Origin of the sequence: Flavobacterium sp. 83 (assembly GCF_000744835.1) — a bacterium.
GTDB lineage: Bacteria > Bacteroidota > Bacteroidia > Flavobacteriales > Flavobacteriaceae > Flavobacterium.
In genome coordinates this window covers 1348083-1366156 of record NZ_JQMS01000001.1, presented here as the reverse complement: position 1 = coordinate 1366156, position 18074 = coordinate 1348083, and the positions used below count along the sequence as shown (strand labels likewise).

Here is an 18074-nt window from a genome sequence, read left to right as displayed (position 1 = left end):
TATGACTATAGCCGCTTTTTTAGAAAAATTAACACAAACTCCTGAATCAATAGCATTTTCGGAGACCATTGCAACTATCGAAGAAAACTACGACTTTACACCAACAGCATTCGAGAACGGTTTGCAACACAATGCAGCAGGAGAAAATTCAGGATCTTGCAAATTATTTGCTTTCGGCGAAATTCATAACTTATCAAAAGCAGCTACACTGGCTTGTTTTGGAGCGTATTACTACGATGATGTTTTGAAAAACCCAAACGGAACAGATCACCAAAACATTCGTAATTTTATGAAAACCGACTGGAATGGAATTGCGTTTTATGGAAGTGCTTTAGTGTTGAAATAAAAATTAAAATTCGCTGTCAGGTCGAGCGCAGTCGAGACACATCGGTTGGTCTCGACTGCGCTCGACCTGACAAAATTCCTAACACAATTTTATAATACCAAATCAATATGCGTTGGACCATTAAATCAAAACCTTCTGAAGAAAAGATAAAACATCTCGCTCAATCTCTGAATGTGGAAGATTTTGTGGCAACCTTATTAGTGCAACGCGGTATTGAAACTTTTGAAGATGCCAAACGATTTTTTCGTCCCAGTTTAGATGATTTACACGATCCATATTTGATGAAAGATATGGAAAAAGCAGTTGCCCGAATCGAAAAAGCGATTGAAAATGAGGAAAATATTCTCGTTTTTGGCGATTATGATGTCGATGGAACCACAGCAGTTTCACTCGTTTCTTCCTATTTAAAGACCTATTATCCAAACGTGGCGACCTACATTCCGGATCGTTATGACGAAGGTTATGGCGTTTCGTTTAAAGGAATTGACTTTGCGGATGACAATGGATTTTCGCTCATCATTGCTTTGGATTGTGGTATAAAATCCATCGATCATGTGGCTTACGCCAAAGAGCGAAACATTGATTTTATCATTTGTGATCACCACAGACCTGGTAAAAATTTACCGAAAGCAGTTGCAGTTCTCGACCCAAAACGGGACGATTGCAACTATCCGTATGACGAATTATGCGGTTGCGGAATTGGTTTCAAATTAATTCAGGCTTTAGGGCAAAATCGAGAGGAAACTATTGAAGACTTATTCCCCTATTTGGATTTGGTTGCGGCAGCCATTGCGGCTGATATTGTACCGATGACTGGGGAAAATAGAGTGTTGGCATATTTTGGATTGCAAGTTATCAACTCACAACCAAGACCCGGAATAAAAGCGTTAATCCATCAAGTAAAAAAACAAATTTTAGATATTACCGATGTTGTTTTCATCATCGCACCACGAATAAATGCTGCGGGACGCATTAAACACGGCAATCATGCGGTGGAATTGTTAACCGAATTTGATTTTGAGCAAGCGCAACAATTTGCCTCTGAAATAGAAAAATACAATTCAGACCGGAAAGAATTAGACAAACAAATTACTAAAGAAGCGCTTTCACAAATTGAAGACAATCAGGAAAAAGAGCGGTTTACATCCGTTGTTTTTCAAGAAGATTGGCACAAAGGAGTTATTGGGATTGTAGCGTCCCGATTGATAGAAACCTATTATCGGCCAACCTTGGTTTTTACTAAAAGCGGCGATAAATATGCCGCTTCAGCACGTTCTGTGAAAGGATTTGATGTTTATAATGCATTGGAAGCCTGTGCGGAACATTTAGAACAATTTGGTGGTCATATGTATGCTGCCGGAATGACTTTGAAGGAAGAAAATTACCAACTTTTCAAAGATGCTTTCGAAAAAGAAGTAGAAAAAACCATCCATCCGGATATGTTAACTCCTGAAATTTCAGTTGACGCAGAAATTAATTTTGCCGATATTACTCCAAAACTGACTCGGATTCTAAAACAATTTGAACCTTTTGGACCGCAAAATATGACACCCGTTTTCCTGACCAAAAATGTAAAAGATACCGGTTACGGAAAGCCAATGGGACAAGAAGACGAACATTTAAAACTGTTTGTAAAACAAAATAATTCCGATGGCATTGCTGCAATTGGTTTTGGCTTAGGCAAAAAATTAGAAACTACTAAAAACGGACAACCTTTTGAAATCGTTTATTCTATTGATGAAAACGAATGGAAAGGAAATATCAGTTTACAATTACGATTAAGAGATATTAAATAATTAGGTTAACACAATGAAAAAAACACATGACCCCTACGCAGCCTTGCGCTATAAAGAATTCAATACCTTTTTATTATTACGTTTTGCCATGGTTTTTGCCTGGTCCATGCAGTTTATTGTTATTGAATGGCAAGTATATAGTTTAACCAAAAATCCTCTTTCACTGGGAATCATCGGATTGATGGAAATCATCCCTGCTATAGCCATGGCGTTATTTGCAGGACATATTGTAGATCAAAATGAGAAGAAAGGGCTTCTTGTTAAATGTATTTTAGGATTTTCGGTAATTAGTTTTGGCTTGTTTTTATTAACCTGGCCACCAGTTGTGAGTGGCTATTCTACAACTGTAATTTTATATGGAATCTATTTTATGGTCTTTCTGGGAGGAATCGTTCGCTCTTTTCTCGGACCAACTATATTTTCACTTTTATCCTTAATTGTTCCTAAAAAAGTATATCCAAATGCAGCTACATGGAGCAGTTCGGTTTGGCAAATAGGGGCTGTTTTAGGGCCTGCAGTAGCTGGTTTTTCTATTACTTTGATTGGGGTTCACTGGTCAATGTGTTCCGTATTTGCGTGTTCTATTTTTTCATTAATCGCTTTATCACAAATAGCCGCAAAGCCTATTTTGAATCCAAACATTGGGGAACCTATTATGGAAAGTTTAAAAGAAGGCGTGAAATTTGTTTTTAATAACAAAACCGTTTTGGGAGCATTATCATTGGACATGGTTGCTGTTCTTTTTGGTGGAGCGGTTGCGCTGTTACCGGTTTTTGCACAGGATATCTTGAAAGTTGGTCCTGAAGGATTTGGCGTATTGAGAGCTGCACCAGCCGTTGGTTCTTTTTTAACCTTGCTTATTTCGGCTTATGTGCCTATGAATAAAAATGCCGGAATGAAACTTTTAGCAGCTATTTTTGCTTTTGGACTTTGTATAATTACATTTGGACTTTCTACAATTTTTGCTTTATCAGTGTTTGCTTTGTTTTTAAGTGGTGCCGTAGATGGAATTTCGGTAGTGATACGACAAACTATTTTACAATTAAAAACACCAGACCACATGCGAGGTCGAGTTTCGGCAGTGAATTCTATTTTTGTGGGTTCTTCTAATGAATTGGGGGCTTTTGAAAGCGGATTGACCGCCAAACTGATGGGAACAGTAACTTCAGTAGTATTTGGTGGATGTATGACTTTATTGATCGTTCTTGGAACTGGAATATTTTCTCCTTCATTCAGAAAATTGGACTTACAAAAGGATATTGACGAACATGAAAAGGGAGAGTAATCACTTTCTGGATAAAAATATATTTATACATTAGAATAGAACACAGATTTGACAGATTAAGCAGATTTTTTTAATTAAAAATAAATCTGTGATAAATTTTAAAAAGTCGGTAAATATTCTCAGGATTCGTTACCGACTTTTTTTATGGATATCATTTTTAAAAAGAAAAACAAAATATCACTAAAACTGGGTATTTCATTTGTAGTAAATTAGTCATAAGTTTGAAAACGATGTTTTTTACACGAAAAAACACTAATTTTAAATCATAATATGAAAGTAAAATTATTTACCCCCCCCCCACATTTTTAGGAATATTCTTGGTTTTAATGCTCTTTTCTTGTACTAAAGATGATCTGCAGGACAACACAACAAACCCAATTGTAAATCAACTAAAAAACGATTTAAAACTGGAACAATTTACCAATAAAAACATTGCTGATAATTTAGTTGTAAATTGGGAAACGTTCTCCAAAATTGAGAAAGACGGATTCGAAATTTATGAAATTGAAGTCTCTGAAAAAAAGCCAACTCAAATTGAATCCAATTTATTTCAAAATCAATTAAAATACGAATTGATTGCAATAAAAAAAGGAACTGAAATCCATTCCTACTTAGTGGAAGCGTATACAAGTTTAAACCATACTTTATTCTCTAATTCCATTGAAAATCTTAGTAACTTTATTGGAACTCTGAATGTATTTCAACTAAATGGAACTTCATTAGGACAACTTGTTATTTTTAATGGCCATAGCAAAAATACTACCGAAAAAAATATAATAGAACCCTTAAACGATATTATCAACTTACACAATTTCAATCAATCTGCAACCAATAAAGCACCAGAATGTATTGAAACATATATTGTATATACGTATGCATTAGAAAATACAAATCATTATTCTTCAGTTACTGTTGGAAATTATACCAAACTTACCTACAGAAATACGACGCAAGAGACAATAATTACAACTTCTTTCATGAATACTCCTTATCCTTGTGGGACAAATGGAGATTCCAATTATATTCTATACAGAACTACAATAAGTAGAGATGTAGTTGATGTAGTAATTGACCCTTGTGAAAAATTAAAAGCTCAATATAACAATCCAATATATAAAGCAAAAATTGATGTCCTAAAAACGCAAACTGGACAAACAAAAGAAAATGGTTATGCACAAACAAAGGACGGGTCCTTCACTACTTTGACTGCAAATGGTTCTGATGCCGTTACTTTGCCAAGAGACATTAACAGGATAGGTTATATGCACACTCATTTAGATTCCTATCAAAAAACAAATGCAGAAGGAGAATTAATTGATGTTTTTCCTATTAAAATATTTTCTCCAGAAGATGTAAAACAGTTTTTAATTTTAATCATTAATGCACAAAATTATGGTAATCCTATAAGTGATACTTATGGGGTGTTGGTGTCAAGTGCTGGAACCTATCAACTAGGTTTTACTGGAAATGCAGCCGATATTAATGTAAAAGCCAACACTATTAATTGGGGCGAGAGTCTAGATAAAATTTATATAACAACAATTCTCGAAAATGGTTTGGAAAAAGGTTTATTAAAATTCTTAATAGACAAAATTGGTATCGACGGTATTGAATTGTATAAAATAGAAGATACAGGAAATAAAAAAATAACATTGGATATCAACGGTAAAAAAATAACAATAAATTGTAATTAATACTTTAATAAAATATAAACATGAAAAAATTAGTAATAATAGGATATTTATTAACAATTGCAATATCCTGCAAAGCCCAAACAATTGTACCTGTAGAAAAAACAATTGATTATATGATCGCTCAAAATGGTATACCTGAAGGAACTTATCTAAAAGATGTAAATAATTTACTTGGCAAATATATAGGAACATGGAAAGGGACTTTTGAAAACAAAAATTATACATTTATAGTAAAAAAATATACTTGTAAACCACAAAATGTAACCTATGACAAATTACTTATACGATATTTAATAACTACTACTAACGGTGTGATCATAGAAGACACAAGAAATTTGCCTGATACAAGTACTTATGTAATTGAAGGATATTATTTCAGTAAAGACTTGACTTATTATGTATCAAATTATTACGGTAAGAATTCTGGCTGTGGTCAAAAAGGAACGGTATATATCCGTATGAAAAACATATCCAATACTGACATGTCTTTAACTTTTGAACCAGAAAAAATCCTTTTAACTGAGGATAGTTGTACAGGATTAAAACTGGCTGAACAATTATTGCCTAGAAACGGGATGCGATTAACCAAACTGTAAAATGACAAAAAGTAAAACACAATAAACAGTTTCAGAAATTAAATAAGCAAAAACGTTATTAAAACTAATAAATTTAAATTATTACCCTTTCAGCATTTTGAATACTGAAAGGGTTTGTTTTTTAATTCTATATCATCTTAAACAATCTCCGATTCAAAGAATAAAAACATTATTTATTCTATAATCAAGAGCAATCTTGAATTATTACTAAAACTGGGTAATTCATTTACATACTTATAAAAAGACATTGATGAACATGAAAAGTGGGAATCTTAAAATCATTGTAATATAATTTAAAAAGTCGGTAAAATAATCCCAGGATTACTTACCGATTTTTTTATGAATCTTTTATATTTTTTTATTTAGAATAAATCTAAATAATTATTGTATTTGTTTCAAATAATTCACAAAATGAAAGAAATAAAACAGATATACTACAATGATTCAGGAACTTCTTTCTACTGGAAAAAAGAGGATGAAGTGGTAACTGATAAAGTACAATTGATTTTTAGAGAAACGGGGTTTTATTTTACCAAACACGAACTCCAACTATTTAAATACTCATTGAAGAAAGTAGCATTCTAAATAAATGTTGTGACGATTGCGAACTTAGAAACAAATGCCACAAATTCTTACCAAAAACACCTTGTTCCCAAATTGATTTGGCTGTTTCCATGGAAGAATTAAATGCTGTAAAAGACTTGGTGGAGGGATCTTTATTTAAGATGAATCTGGATGATTATTTATATGGTGTGGGGATGAATTAATTCTCGTATTTTTTGATTTCGAAAGTTTCCCCATCAAAAACGCCATAGGTGAAATAAGTAATCCAGTCACCTAAATTCACATATTCTGAATTTTCTCCTACAGTTACTTTCATAGGTAAATGACGGTGCCCAAAAACAAGGTAATTGTAGTGTTTGGTTTCTAGTTTTCGTTTGGAATAGAGAATCAACCATTCGTTGTCTTCGCCAAGAAAGGTAACGTCTTCATCACCAGAAATCAATTTATTTTTTACGGAAAGATATTGCGCCAGTCCTACTCCAATATCAGGATGAAGCCATCTAAAAAGCCATTTGGAGAATGGATTTGTAAATACTTTCTTCATGCGTTTGTACCCCATGTCACCGGGACCTTTCCCATCACCATGACCCACTAAGAACGTTTTATCACCAAAAGTATATTCTTGATTATCGTGGTACACTGGAATATTCAATTCTTTCTGGAAATAATCATCCATCCATAAATCGTGATTTCCCACGAAGAAATAAATAGGGATTCCGCTGTCGTGAATTTCAGCCAATTTACCTAAAACACGAATAAATCCTTTTGGAACCACTGTTTTGTATTCGAACCAGAAATCAAATAAATCACCTACTAAAAAAATAGCTTCCGCGTCTTTTTTTACCTCATCGAGCCAAGCCACAAATTTTTGTTCTCTTGGAAAACTCAATTCTGGGGTTGGCGCACCAAAATGCTGATCGGAGGCGAAATATACTTTTTTGTTGTTTGGTAATTTCATGAAGCTACAGTATCGATTTCATATTGTCACTTGCAAACCATTCGGCGAAAGAAGATTCTGTTTCTTGCAATTTTAAGGAGAACAGTTTAATTCCTTCCGGTAATCTTCTCATGATTCTTTGAGAAAAATCGACTACCATATTCTCGCTCGTTGGCTGATAATCCACCAAAATAACGTGATGCCCACGATTTATCAATTCGTTTGCCAATTCAATATGAGGAGTGGTTTCGTTAAAAACCGTTGCGTGGTCAAACTGATCTACAATTTCTTCTTTTACAATTTTCTTTAAATCCGAAAAATCGATTACCATTCCAAATTTTACGTCGTTACGGTTTTCGATTGGTTTCCCTATCACGGTTACTGACAATTTATAACTATGTCCGTGAACATTTTTACATTTCCCGTCATAACCATATAAAGCGTGACCGGTTTCGAAACCAAATTGTTTTGTAATTCTGATATTGCTCATCGAAGTTTAATTTTGATTGCAAATTTAGCAAATTGATATGAGAAATGAGATGTAAATGTTGGTATTCGAATTTCAATGAGGTCTAGCCCTGATGGAAGCGGCATCCTATTGTGGCGGGGTTCGCCACGATAGATATAGCGGACAGCAGGAAATAGCTCCTAAAATACATCCTGAAAAAATTATTTTTTGAATTGAGATAATGCCTTTTTGGTAAAATCAGACAAGACTAATTTTCCCGAAATAGCGGCTCGTTCCAGCAATAAAGTCTCCCAATCTTGGGTTCCTTCCCACAAAACCTTTTTCATTTCGGTTAACGCTTCTGGATTATAACTGGATAATTTAGCACTGAAATCAGCTACTGCACTATCAAGTTCTTGAATCGTTTCGAAAGTATTGGCGTACAAACCCTTGTCTTTTGCCCAGTCGGCCGTTTTCCATTCGTGTGCTGCCAGCGTCATTTCGGCCATGGCCATTTTTCCCATTTTTCGTGAAACTGCGGGTTCTATTACGAACGGCCCAATTCCTATCGCCAACTCGGATAATTTTATAGCCGCATTTTTTGTTGCCAATGTGTAATCGCAAGCCGAAGCAATTCCTACGCCTCCGCCAACTGCTTTGCCATGAACGCGACCAACAATAAGTTTTGAGCAATTTCTCATTGCATTAATCAAATGTGCGAATCCCGAGAAAAATCGGGTTCCTACTTCCTGATTAGAAACTGCCAAAAGTTCATCAAATGAAGCTCCTGCACAAAAAACACCGGTACCTTCGCTTTTTACAATAATCACTGAAACAGCAGGATTATTGTTCAAATTATTGAATTCATTTGTTAATCGATCTAACAATTCTCTTGGAAAGGAATTGCTCGCCGGATGACCAAATTGAATTGTTACGATTTTATTTTCGATTGTTGTGATGAGCGAACCTGTTGGGATTTCTGTTACCATAGCACCTATTTTGATGTAAAGTTAAAAAAAGTAAAGGATGCTTTTGCTTTTTTTTCAAATAGTATGGATTTGAGTTTGGAAAATTGTTTTTTGGAAAATTTATATGTTATATTTGCGAAACAGTTTGGGGGATTAGCTCATTTGGCTAGAGTGCTTGCCTGGCAGGCAAGAGGTGATCGGTTCGAATCCGATATTCTCCACAAACAAAAACCGTAACAAGCTATAGACAAAGCTATTACGGTTTTTTTTATTTTAAAATTGTACGATTTTTGTATTGTTAGGTTGTGATTTTGTATAAAAGTACTTTTTTTAGGTAAAAATAAGTTTGTTTTTTTGGGTACATTTTTTACACCTTTTACACTATCTACTTAAAAAAAACCTCTTTTTTAATATTATTTCAAACTCAAAAACTTTATTGGTGTGCAAACAAAATAGTTACGTTAATATATTAGTTTTATCTACTTTGCTCTACTTTAGATATGTATTACATCATTAATAAACTTTCGAGTGTGTTTGCTGGATACCTTTTTGCCGTTTCAATTATATTTTTTAGTTTTTTATAGCGTTTTGTTTCTTTGCCGTTGTAATGGGTTTTGAAATGCTTTTTGTATAACTCATCATAAACCTCATCTTTTACATAAACCGCGTCAAAGACTTTATACATTGCTCGGGTGCTTTGTGATTTTATTTGACTTTCGTACATTAAACCCTTATACGCTTCTCTATGCAAAAAGTGTGTACCGTTTAAATATAATTTACGGCAACAGTTACCCGTTATGGGGCAAACAAAAAACCACATTTCGCCCTTGCCTAAATTTGAAACCCTACTAATAAGATTAACGTTATAATTGATGGGTTCGCCGTTGCATCTATAATTAAATGTTATAAACGTGCCGTTTTCTGTATGTGTTACTTTAAAATCAATTTTCGCGTGCGGTTGCCCGTTTATAGTCCAACTTGTAACGCCCGTGCGTATTCCGTACGATTTTAAGTAATTATTGTTGTTTTCGGTTAAACTCTTAACCCTGTATTTTAAACAGTCTTCAACGGTTGTATTATAATTTGCATATCGTGGCATATTGTCTGAATTTAAAACCTAAATTATTAAGGAACATTAAACCTATTTTTGTCAATTATAGATAAAACAAATGTAATGAATTATTTCAATAGTATTTAATTATAGCGTATCTTTGATGAGGTTTACCGCTTGCCTGTGGTTTACGTTTTGAACAAAAAAAAGGCGTTCCGTTATGGTTCGCCTTTTGTGTTTTATTATCACAGATTAATTTAGTTTATGTATTCCTTAAAAAATAACTGTTGGGGGAACAAAATATTGTCAATTGAATTATTTGACACTCCAAACAGTTTATAGTTTTTATCAAAAACAAAATCTTTTGTATAAATATCCAATGCACCTAATCCGTTTTTAGCTCTATATTTATGATTAACCACATAGGCAATAACTTCTTTTGAATTTTCAAGTTTTCTATATTTAGCCGTTTTTGTCGCACTTGGATGTCTTAAATTAACAGGGTCTATTATTTGTTTTTTAGCAATTACTCCTACGAAAATTGTATCTATTATTTGTGTTTCAATTGGTTCATAACTACTATAATCTTTTAAAATTTCACTCATTTTTTTATCAATTTCAGATTCAATTTTGCTGTTTGTTGTACAACTCATTACACTTATTAATAACAGACTTAACAATAATACTTTTTTCATTTTTTTAAGATTTAGATTAATAATTTTTAAATGTAATTTATTAAAAATCAATTACTTTACGGTTTCCCGTAAACGAGTTAATTTATTTTATAAATTCAAATAATAGTCTGCCAAATCAAAACCGTTTTCAAACTCGGTGTTTTCAATTATTTCGCTAACTGAAATTTTAAAACCTATTGCGTTTAACTCGGTGGCTTTGTTTAACCAGTTAATGTATTCGCCTTTATCAGGAAACGAAACAATATTTCTTTTTTTGATTGGTTTCAACATCTCAAATTTAAAGTTTCCTTTGCTTCCTGTGGCAATCCAAATGTAATGCGGTAACAAAATACTCATTATTATTGCCGTCTTTTCGCTTTCAACAATAGCAATAGTTTTTTGATAGTCTTCAGTAACTCGGTGCAATCCAAATAAGCATTGATTAAGATTAAAATCAGGCTCTTTGGTGGCTTTATGTAACCAGTTTATGCGATTGTAAGGTTCTTTAATTCTTTTGCCAGTAAACCTATCGTATTGCATTATTTTACCAGCGTGTATTTGTTCTTTGTCATCTATTTGCCAAAATACAGTTGAGTTAAACCAGCAAATATTTGTTCCTGTAATCAAATAATTTTGTGTTGCTTTGAACACCTCATCTTTTGAAAACCTCATCTTTAAAAACTCGGTTAAATTGTCAATTTGAATTTCAGTATACATTTTGTCTAATAATTCGATACTATGGTAACTCGGTGCTATTGGTAAAGGTTGTACCATTTGTTTAACTTCATTTATAAACCCCGATACATTTGAATAATTATATTTAAACTCATTCGTTAAATATTGAATAGTACTACTTTTTAAAAACCATTCCGAAATCCAGCAATCATTTTTTGACTGCTCCAGTATTTGTGATTTTGGCACTATCGAAATAAGGCCGTTTATATCAGTTGTTTTAATTGCCTTATCTGTTATTTCCTTTATAGATAAAACCTTTATTAAATAGTACTTATTGCCTTTTGGGGGTGCTTTGTGATAGTTACAGTTTTGCTCCCTGTCACATTTACCAAACTCATCAGACAAATAGTTTCTTGTTTCAGTATCAATGTACTTTACAAATGTTTTTTTGGTGCAATTTGGACAAAGAAATTTCTTACTTCCCTTGTCCAAAGTGTATCTGTAAACTTCCATTAAATAAAACTTATATCAGTAGTAATGTAGGCCACATTACCCACGTTTAAGCGTGTAACATAAATTTTGTATGCTGTTAATCGCTTCATAAAATTTGACTTATTTACGGGGCGAAAACCGTCTTCAATACAAAATATTTTAAATTGTTCGTATAGTGTTTTTATTAATGTGTAATCAGTAGTTGAAGTTTTAAAATTCAATTCATTAATAAATATTTGCACGCTATCACTTTGCTTTTCGTAATCGCTTCGGGCGTTTTCTATTGCTTCACATTTACTGAAATTCTTTTGTTCCAATACCCTGTCAAGTCCTTGCAAAATCCAGTTGAATACGCCCGATAATTCATTTTGTATTATTTTGTTTGGTAGTTGTTTGTCCTGTCTGTCTTCAGGAATAGTTACATCAAAACAAATAATTAAAAACCGTCTAAAATATGCGTTCGTGTGTTCCACGTCTTTTGGTAATTCATTACAATTGAAAATTAACTTTGCATACTCTTTTAAAATCATAGGGTTTCCATAGGGCAAACGTGCTTCTATTGGTTCGCCCGAAGCCATTTGTTTAAATACATCGGTTTCAAGTTTGCCGTTTATCTCACTTGCATAGTTTACCAGTTTATTAGCTATTTTTGCCCTGTAATAACCGTTTGCATCTGTCAAGCTTTGTAAAGAGTAGTTGCTTACATTTTCACTTCCTAAAAGGGCGTTTAAGACTTCAAAACAAACACTTTTACCATTTGCTCCAGTTCCGTATAAGATTAACATCTTTTCAAGTTTCAATACACTTGGTTTTATAAAAATGTAACCGAAAAATTCTGCAAATACTTTTTGTTTGTCTTTATCAGGCAATACCTCATCTAAAAACTTTTGCCATTGTGGGGCGGTTGCTTCGGGGTCATATTCGAACGGCAATTGGTGGGTAATAAAGTCTTTTTGCTCAAAGTTCCGTAAACCTCTTTTTGTGGGTGTTATTTCAAACGTACCGTTTTGTAAATTAATCAAAACACTATTGGGTTTCGGTTCGGGTTTCGGCAAATAAGCTTCGGCCATAAATTGTCGAAACAACTCATCTTGGAACGTATGAATTTTAGCTTTGAATTTTTCAACTCCCATTTTTAAAGACGTTTTGCCTAAGAAAGATTGAAGTAATTCTTTGCTTATTTCATTCCAGTAACAACCATTATACAAATAAATAAAGGCTTCATTTTTACATAAATCCCATTTATTCGCATTTGCAATATCCAAAAGCTTTTCAATGCAAAGGATTAGATAATGGTTTTTAGATAGCTTGCATTTATCTAATTCCCTACTGACTTTCTGCCATTGTTTAAATACTTCTTTGTACTCGGTGCTTTGTTTATCAGTATAAAGTGGTTCTATACCGTCCGAAATACTTCCAAATAATTCAAGTTGCAATTTTGAATAAGACTTTCTTAACTCATCGATGTTTGGAAATGCCAATATTTGAAAATCTAAATGCCCTATACTGTTTGTAAGTTCCTTTAAAATATCGTTTGGCGTTTTCTGTTTTGCAATCTCAAACGAATTAACTTTGCTCTCAATATCACTTGCAATGATACTTTTTAGTGTATTTACTTCCATAGCCTAAAACATTTTTAATTGGTTCGACTTTGGAAATAAATCGGGGTTTGTCGTATAAATACCAACCTTATTATGTCCTGTAATACTACATTTTCTATATCCAATTAATTCAATGCGGTTTTCATTCCTGAAAGTCATTACATACCTACAAATGTTTTCACGCATTATGCCTGTATAAACATCGACTTCTTTCATTGTCATTGGGTTTTCAAAAAAAGCATTAAATACTTTTCTTAACTGGTCTGTTTCGTTTTTGCCTGTGTAGTTCATAGCCTATTTTTTTAGTAAGGTTAAACTATTCATTAAGTCGGATTTTTTAAAAAACCGTCTGTTTGCAATACCGTAACATTGAACTTTACCAGCCTTTACCCAATGGTACAAAGTGGTTTGCTCAATTTTTAGAAACTCGCACGCTTCGGCTCGAGTGAGTAAAATGTCAGGATCGTTGGTGTTAAGGTTCTTTTTAAATTCTTCTAATTGACTTTTTACACCCTCATTAATTAGTTTTACTAATGCTTCGGGTGTTACCTGAACTAATGTACTATACTGCATAATTCAATTTTTTAGAATTATACAAAGCCACATCTTCTGCAGTAAATAAAAAGTGTCCATTCTGTAATGTAATGGCTGGAGTGATCTTTTTTGCTTTAATCAAATAGCAAATGTTTCTTTGAGTGTATCCCAATAATTGAGAAACCTCCCTTGTTGTTAGGTAGTGCATAATTTTGCTCTTAACAGTTAGTAAATAATTTATTTAACTGAAAAACAAAATGCTAAAATGAAGTGATGAGAAGTAACTGTACAAAAAATACAACTAATTAAGATTTTAGTTATATTTGCAAAGTATTAGACCGACCAAAATTTAATACTTTTGTTGTACTTGCTACTTCAAAATTTCAAAATAAACTCATTGTTTTCAGTTTTTTGAAGATAGTGGGTTTTTTTATTCCTACTTATTTTCCTTACAAAGATATTTCTTCTTTTTATGTTAGATAGCAATTTAGATGATTTAATTATTAACATCTGATGTCGCACTTTACTTTTGCAATTTGACAAATTCAATTTTGTATTTAATATTTTATCGTTTTTGATTCCGTAAATTTTTCTTACTTTTTAAAATTTAATTTCTTTTAAACTTTTTTTTATTTTTATTTAATAGTGAAAATCAATTAGTTAAAAATGATATACTATGATTTTGATATATCATTTTGTTCTAACAAATTGTAAATCAATTAGTTATTGAATATTCAAAACGCACAATTAGAAACTGTATTTTTTACGCTTCGAATGTTAATAAGGCTTGAAAAATAATTTTCATTAAATAGCATATTTTTTATATTTTAAAGAATAACCTTACAAATATATTTGTGTTTTTACTCTAATAGATTTTTAATCTTTCGCAAACTTTTTCTGCTTTTACTTTTGTAGGTGTAAAAGGTGTAAAATATGTACTTAAAATAAAACATTTATTTTTTACTATTTAAAATACTTGTGGGTTTCTTTTGCTAAATCTTTATTGCTTTTGCCTATGTACGTTAAAAACATTGTTTCGGTACTGTGGCCAGTAATATTTATCAATAAAGAAGTTGGAATAGTTCCGTAAAAATTTGATGCAAAGGAACGTCTTCCAATGTGAGAGGTAACTAAATCGCATTTTCTGTATTCTTTTGTTTCTTTGCGAAATATTCCGCTTTCGGGTGCGGTTTCTGTTTTCTTACTACCGTAAACCATTTGAGTAATTTCGGCAATCTCACAAACGGTTTTGATATAGTCATTATATTTTTGGTCTGAAATAGCATAGGGAAACATACCGTTTCTTTTGTTGAGTATTTCAATAACTTTTGGGTGTACTGGAACAGTCATAATTTTATCGGTTTTCTTTTGAGTAAATTCAATAAAACTTTTACCGTCTTCAATACGTATCATTTTATTTGTAAACCTCAAAAAGTCCGATACTCTTTGACCTGTATAACAACTAATAATTAACCAGTCTTTTGCATTTTCTAAACTCTCGGTTAATTTATCTTTTTGGATATTCTCAATTTTTTGTATCTCATCAAAAGTTAAATGAATACTATCAACTTTATAATATTTTACTTTGATATTGTATAAATCTGGGTTTACGTCTTCTTTTTTGCTCTTTGCGTGAATACAAATAGTTTTTATAAATCGTATCGTTCTCGAAATGGTATTTGGTGCGTAATTTTGAGTAATACAATAGTTTTCGAAGTCTTTTTTAAATTCAGTATCGATGTCGGTTAATAAAAGCGTTTTAACTATTTCCGTTTGATACCTTTTTAAAAGTTCTCTAACTACATTACATTTTTTTATGGTGCTTTCGGTTACTTCATTACGTCTGTCCTCCTTGTACGTTTCAATGTAGTTTATCAATTCTGTTGGCATAACTTCAATAACTTTTACAGGATTGTAATACAAATCAATTTGAGTTTGCAACCAGCCTTTATTTACCTTATCAGGATTAACAGAATTAAAAGCGTTTAAAATATGATTTTCAATTTTGTTGAGTTCATTATCAACATCGTTTTGCTTTGCCTTAATATCTTGAATTTGGTTTAACTCATCAACGTTATTCGTTTTCTTAAATACTCGTTTTTTATGTTGGTTGTTCCAGTAGTCTTTTAAAACTTCAAACTTTGTATTTGCTCCAATAACAAAATCATTTTCATTGAAACGATACAATAAACGTAAATGTAAATTTGCTTTGTCTTTTGTAGAACGGTAAAGAAAATTGATAGTTGCCATAGTGTTTGATATTTGAACACTACAAATATAATCAACTTGTACGATAGTTGTACGGTAAAAGCGTGTTTGTCGCAATCTACTGCAAATTACAATACATTTTTAATAACTTATAAAGTATTGTAATCATTGCATTTATTACTAAGTTTGCAATAAAATTAAGTGTTGAGGTAATTCTACTTTACGTTTTAAGTGGTGCGATATTCTCCACAAAAAAACCGTAAAATCTTTTAATTAAGAGTTTACGGTTTTTTAGTTTTAACAGTTTTTAGGATTACATTAAAAGAGAAATCTGACCTAAATCTAATATTCAATTTTTCCCACATGTCTCATGACACGAACAATTTTGTCTTTTCTTCTGTTAATGTAAGATGACGAACTAGTCGCTGAATATTTTCTTGGATTTGGTAATATTGCAGCTATTCCTGCAGCTTGTTGTGGGGTTAAACTAGAAACATCTTTTCTATACCAGTGTTGAGCTGCTGCTTCCGCTCCATACACCCCATCACCCATTTCAATGCTATTTAAATACACTTCCATAATTCGTTTTTTTCCCCAGATTGCTTCTATCAAAACAGTAAAATAAGCTTCGAGTCCTTTTCTTAAATAACTTCTCCCCTGCCACAGAAATACATTCTTTGCAGTTTGTTGGGATATTGTACTCCCACCTTTTATTCTGCGACCTCTTTCGTTGCTTTTATATGCTTTTTGCATCGCAGTAAAATCAAAACCATTATGTTTCAAAAAGGTTCCATCTTCACTGGCAATAACCGCTTTTTGTAAATTAACTGATATATTTTCTATAGGCTCCCAGTCATGACTGAAGTAATTTTCCTTCCCCGCCATTTTATTTTCAATGGCTCGAATCACCATTAAAGGAGTAAATGGAACCGGTACAAATTTAAAAAGGACTACAAAAAACAAAGAAAGTCCAATGAACCATAAGAAAATTTTAAGCAGAAAACGTTTTACTTTAGCCATAAAGGTTGTTGATTCTTTTTTTGTAGGTTGTTTTGATCTTTTTGGTGTTATTTTCGTTGCCATTATACTAATTCTGCTAATTCTGTTCCTATTAAACTTCCTATTGCCACTCCCATTCCGCCTAATCGTACACCACAATACACATTTTCTGACAATTGTGTAACGATAGGATTCTTGCTGTTGCCTATACCCATAATTCCACTCCAACGGTGTGCAATTTTGAAATCCTGATTCGGCAAAATTACTTCTTTTAATAATTGTTCCAATTTTTTTTGCACAATTTCCGTTTGACCAAATTCGGTTGTTGTTTCCGTCTCAAAATCAAGGTTTCTCCCTCCGCCTAACAATATTCTATCTCCAATATTCCTGAAATAATAATAGCCTTTGTCCAAATGAAAAGTCCCTTTTATATCTAAATTTTTAATTGGCTCAGTAATCAAAACTTGTGCTCTGGCAGGTTTTACAGCACCATCAGTTAGTGCATTTGCAAAACCGTTAGTAGCAAACAACATTTTTTTAGTAGTGAAACTAAAATCCCCAAGCGCTACTTCTACACAATTTCCTTTGTCTAAATACGCTGTTACCGTTTGCTGGTTCAGAATCAAAATATTTTCATTAATCGCTTGTTTCAATAAAGCCTGCATCATATTTCCAGTGTCAATCTGTGCCTCAAAAGGATTAAAAATCAAATATTCCCGAATACAGCCAAACCCAAAACGATCCACTTCTTTTGCAAAAACATCGGTCTTAAAAAGCGGTCTTAAAATTTCATTGATAAATGGTAATTTCCCCACGCATTCGTTATAACTGCTTTCTTCCGTATTCAAAAACAACTCATAACCGCCGTATGGCTTGAAATCAATTACCTCATCACCAAGTCTTTTTCGCAACAGCTGCAGTCCTTTCCATCGTTTCTGAACAAGATTGACCACATCCTCTTCCGAATGGGATTTTAAATCATCTATAATTTCCGAAAGGCTTCCAAAACAGGCAAAACCGGCATTTTTAGTGCTGGCTCCTTGCGGCAACATCCCTTTTTCCAAAACAAGAATTTTACTGTCAGGAAATCTTTCACGCAAGCGTAATGCGGCGTGTAAACCCACAATACCGCTCCCTACAATCGTATAATCTATGTCAGTAAACCAGTTTTTCAATTCCCAATAGCTCAAATCCATGCCCACATAT

19 protein-coding genes and 1 tRNA gene are annotated in these 18074 nt (G+C 32.7%); 7 read left to right on the top strand and 13 right to left on the bottom strand.

What is annotated here, in order from left to right; all coding sequences use genetic code 11:
* Position 1 precedes the first annotated feature (1 nt).
* From T410_RS05970 to T410_RS17205, 6 genes are all read left to right on the top strand, one after another.
* Positions 2-346 (top strand): HopJ type III effector protein, encoded by a 345-nt coding sequence (locus T410_RS05970; RefSeq protein ID WP_035669467.1) that lies wholly within the window; start codon positions 2-4, stop codon positions 344-346.
* A gap of 107 nt (positions 347-453) precedes the next feature.
* The gene (recJ, locus tag T410_RS05965) at positions 454-2142 is read left to right on the top strand and encodes a single-stranded-DNA-specific exonuclease RecJ (protein WP_035669465.1); all 1689 of its coding nucleotides are present in this window, start codon (positions 454-456) and stop codon (positions 2140-2142) included.
* A 13-nt stretch (positions 2143-2155) separates the two neighbouring features.
* Complete coding sequence (locus tag T410_RS05960) at positions 2156-3427, top strand: MFS transporter (RefSeq protein ID WP_035669462.1); 1272 nt, start codon at positions 2156-2158, stop codon at positions 3425-3427.
* Positions 3428-3753: 326 nt separating this feature from the next.
* Positions 3754-5121, top strand: a complete 1368-nt coding sequence (locus T410_RS05955) for a hypothetical protein (protein WP_035669459.1) — start codon at positions 3754-3756, stop codon at positions 5119-5121.
* 20 nt (positions 5122-5141) lie between these two features.
* Positions 5142-5717, top strand: a complete 576-nt coding sequence (locus tag T410_RS05950) for a DUF6705 family protein (RefSeq protein ID WP_035669457.1) — start codon at positions 5142-5144, stop codon at positions 5715-5717.
* Between the two features lie 411 nt (positions 5718-6128).
* The gene (locus T410_RS17205; RefSeq protein WP_238567347.1) at positions 6129-6302 is read left to right on the top strand and encodes a hypothetical protein; all 174 of its coding nucleotides are present in this window, start codon (positions 6129-6131) and stop codon (positions 6300-6302) included.
* A gap of 178 nt (positions 6303-6480) precedes the next feature.
* Here the strand turns inward: T410_RS17205 and T410_RS05940 are convergent, their stop codons facing one another.
* The 3 genes from T410_RS05940 to T410_RS05930 all read right to left on the bottom strand — a co-directional run bounded on the left by T410_RS05940 (position 6481) and on the right by T410_RS05930 (position 8655).
* A complete protein-coding gene (locus tag T410_RS05940) occupies positions 6481-7239 on the bottom strand; it encodes a UDP-2,3-diacylglucosamine diphosphatase (protein ID WP_035669454.1) in 759 nt (252 codons plus the stop codon).
* Positions 7240-7243: 4 nt separating this feature from the next.
* Positions 7244-7708: a 6-carboxytetrahydropterin synthase gene (locus tag T410_RS05935; protein WP_035669451.1), complete on the bottom strand. Its 465-nt coding sequence runs from the start codon at positions 7706-7708 to the stop codon at positions 7244-7246.
* 179 nt (positions 7709-7887) lie between these two features.
* Positions 7888-8655 carry an enoyl-CoA hydratase/isomerase family protein gene (locus T410_RS05930; protein WP_035669449.1) on the bottom strand — a complete coding sequence of 256 codons (768 nt, stop codon included), beginning with the start codon at positions 8653-8655 and terminating at the stop codon, positions 7888-7890.
* A gap of 126 nt (positions 8656-8781) precedes the next feature.
* On the opposite strand from T410_RS05930, the gene T410_RS05925 reads away from it, so the two are divergent.
* Positions 8782-8855 (top strand) — tRNA-Ala (locus T410_RS05925).
* Positions 8856-9139: 284 nt separating this feature from the next.
* Here the strand turns inward: T410_RS05925 and T410_RS05920 are convergent.
* The 10 genes from T410_RS05920 to T410_RS05875 all read right to left on the bottom strand — a co-directional run bounded on the left by T410_RS05920 (position 9140) and on the right by T410_RS05875 (position 18064).
* A complete protein-coding gene (locus tag T410_RS05920; protein ID WP_035669447.1) occupies positions 9140-9733 on the bottom strand; it encodes a hypothetical protein in 594 nt (197 codons plus the stop codon).
* A gap of 209 nt (positions 9734-9942) precedes the next feature.
* Complete coding sequence (locus tag T410_RS05915; protein WP_035669445.1) at positions 9943-10380, bottom strand: hypothetical protein; 438 nt, start codon at positions 10378-10380, stop codon at positions 9943-9945.
* An 87-nt stretch (positions 10381-10467) separates the two neighbouring features.
* Positions 10468-11547 carry a DUF6371 domain-containing protein gene (locus T410_RS16440; RefSeq protein WP_051929363.1) on the bottom strand — a complete coding sequence of 360 codons (1080 nt, stop codon included), beginning with the start codon at positions 11545-11547 and terminating at the stop codon, positions 10468-10470.
* Positions 11547-13148, bottom strand: coding sequence for a phage/plasmid primase, P4 family (locus T410_RS05905; protein WP_051929362.1), 1602 nt, complete (start codon positions 13146-13148; stop codon positions 11547-11549). The genes T410_RS16440 and T410_RS05905 overlap by 1 nt, the downstream gene beginning before the upstream one ends.
* A gap of 3 nt (positions 13149-13151) precedes the next feature.
* Positions 13152-13418, bottom strand: a complete 267-nt coding sequence (locus tag T410_RS05900; RefSeq protein WP_035669443.1) for a hypothetical protein — start codon at positions 13416-13418, stop codon at positions 13152-13154.
* A 3-nt stretch (positions 13419-13421) separates the two neighbouring features.
* The gene (locus tag T410_RS05895; protein WP_035669441.1) at positions 13422-13700 is read right to left on the bottom strand and encodes a helix-turn-helix domain-containing protein; all 279 of its coding nucleotides are present in this window, start codon (positions 13698-13700) and stop codon (positions 13422-13424) included.
* Positions 13690-13869, bottom strand: coding sequence for a MerR family transcriptional regulator (locus T410_RS05890; protein ID WP_035669438.1), 180 nt, complete (start codon positions 13867-13869; stop codon positions 13690-13692). The genes T410_RS05895 and T410_RS05890 overlap by 11 nt, the downstream gene beginning before the upstream one ends.
* A 755-nt stretch (positions 13870-14624) precedes the next feature.
* Positions 14625-15911 carry a phage integrase SAM-like domain-containing protein gene (locus T410_RS05885; protein WP_035669436.1) on the bottom strand — a complete coding sequence of 429 codons (1287 nt, stop codon included), beginning with the start codon at positions 15909-15911 and terminating at the stop codon, positions 14625-14627.
* Between the two features lie 300 nt (positions 15912-16211).
* The gene (mtgA, locus tag T410_RS05880) at positions 16212-16952 is read right to left on the bottom strand and encodes a monofunctional biosynthetic peptidoglycan transglycosylase (protein WP_035669430.1); all 741 of its coding nucleotides are present in this window, start codon (positions 16950-16952) and stop codon (positions 16212-16214) included.
* The gene (locus T410_RS05875; protein WP_035669428.1) at positions 16952-18064 is read right to left on the bottom strand and encodes an FAD-binding oxidoreductase; all 1113 of its coding nucleotides are present in this window, start codon (positions 18062-18064) and stop codon (positions 16952-16954) included. Before T410_RS05875 ends, mtgA begins: the two co-directional genes overlap by 1 nt.
* Positions 18065-18074: the final 10 nt, after the last annotated feature.

Coding starts and splice junctions, on each gene's coding strand:
- T410_RS16440 (WP_051929363.1), bottom strand. CDS start 11,547: ATGGAAGTTTACAGATACACTTTGGACAAGGGAAGTAAGAAATTTCTT.
- T410_RS05930 (WP_035669449.1), bottom strand. CDS start 8,655: ATGGTAACAGAAATCCCAACAGGTTCGCTCATCACAACAATCGAAAAT.
- T410_RS05875 (WP_035669428.1), bottom strand. CDS start 18,064: ATGGATTTGAGCTATTGGGAATTGAAAAACTGGTTTACTGACATAGAT.
- mtgA (WP_035669430.1), bottom strand. CDS start 16,952: ATGGCAACGAAAATAACACCAAAAAGATCAAAACAACCTACAAAAAAA.
- T410_RS05960 (WP_035669462.1), top strand. CDS start 2,156: ATGAAAAAAACACATGACCCCTACGCAGCCTTGCGCTATAAAGAATTC.
- T410_RS05900 (WP_035669443.1), bottom strand. CDS start 13,418: ATGAACTACACAGGCAAAAACGAAACAGACCAGTTAAGAAAAGTATTT.
- T410_RS05950 (WP_035669457.1), top strand. CDS start 5,142: ATGAAAAAATTAGTAATAATAGGATATTTATTAACAATTGCAATATCC.
- T410_RS05940 (WP_035669454.1), bottom strand. CDS start 7,239: ATGAAATTACCAAACAACAAAAAAGTATATTTCGCCTCCGATCAGCAT.
- T410_RS05885 (WP_035669436.1), bottom strand. CDS start 15,911: ATGGCAACTATCAATTTTCTTTACCGTTCTACAAAAGACAAAGCAAAT.
- T410_RS05970 (WP_035669467.1), top strand. CDS start 2: ATGACTATAGCCGCTTTTTTAGAAAAATTAACACAAACTCCTGAATCA.
- recJ (WP_035669465.1), top strand. CDS start 454: ATGCGTTGGACCATTAAATCAAAACCTTCTGAAGAAAAGATAAAACAT.
- T410_RS05905 (WP_051929362.1), bottom strand. CDS start 13,148: ATGGAAGTAAATACACTAAAAAGTATCATTGCAAGTGATATTGAGAGC.
- T410_RS05915 (WP_035669445.1), bottom strand. CDS start 10,380: ATGAAAAAAGTATTATTGTTAAGTCTGTTATTAATAAGTGTAATGAGT.
- T410_RS17205 (WP_238567347.1), top strand. CDS start 6,129: ATGAAAGAAATAAAACAGATATACTACAATGATTCAGGAACTTCTTTC.
- T410_RS05895 (WP_035669441.1), bottom strand. CDS start 13,700: ATGCAGTATAGTACATTAGTTCAGGTAACACCCGAAGCATTAGTAAAA.
- T410_RS05955 (WP_035669459.1), top strand. CDS start 3,754: ATGCTCTTTTCTTGTACTAAAGATGATCTGCAGGACAACACAACAAAC.
- T410_RS05920 (WP_035669447.1), bottom strand. CDS start 9,733: ATGCCACGATATGCAAATTATAATACAACCGTTGAAGACTGTTTAAAA.
- T410_RS05935 (WP_035669451.1), bottom strand. CDS start 7,708: ATGAGCAATATCAGAATTACAAAACAATTTGGTTTCGAAACCGGTCAC.
- T410_RS05890 (WP_035669438.1), bottom strand. CDS start 13,869: ATGCACTACCTAACAACAAGGGAGGTTTCTCAATTATTGGGATACACT.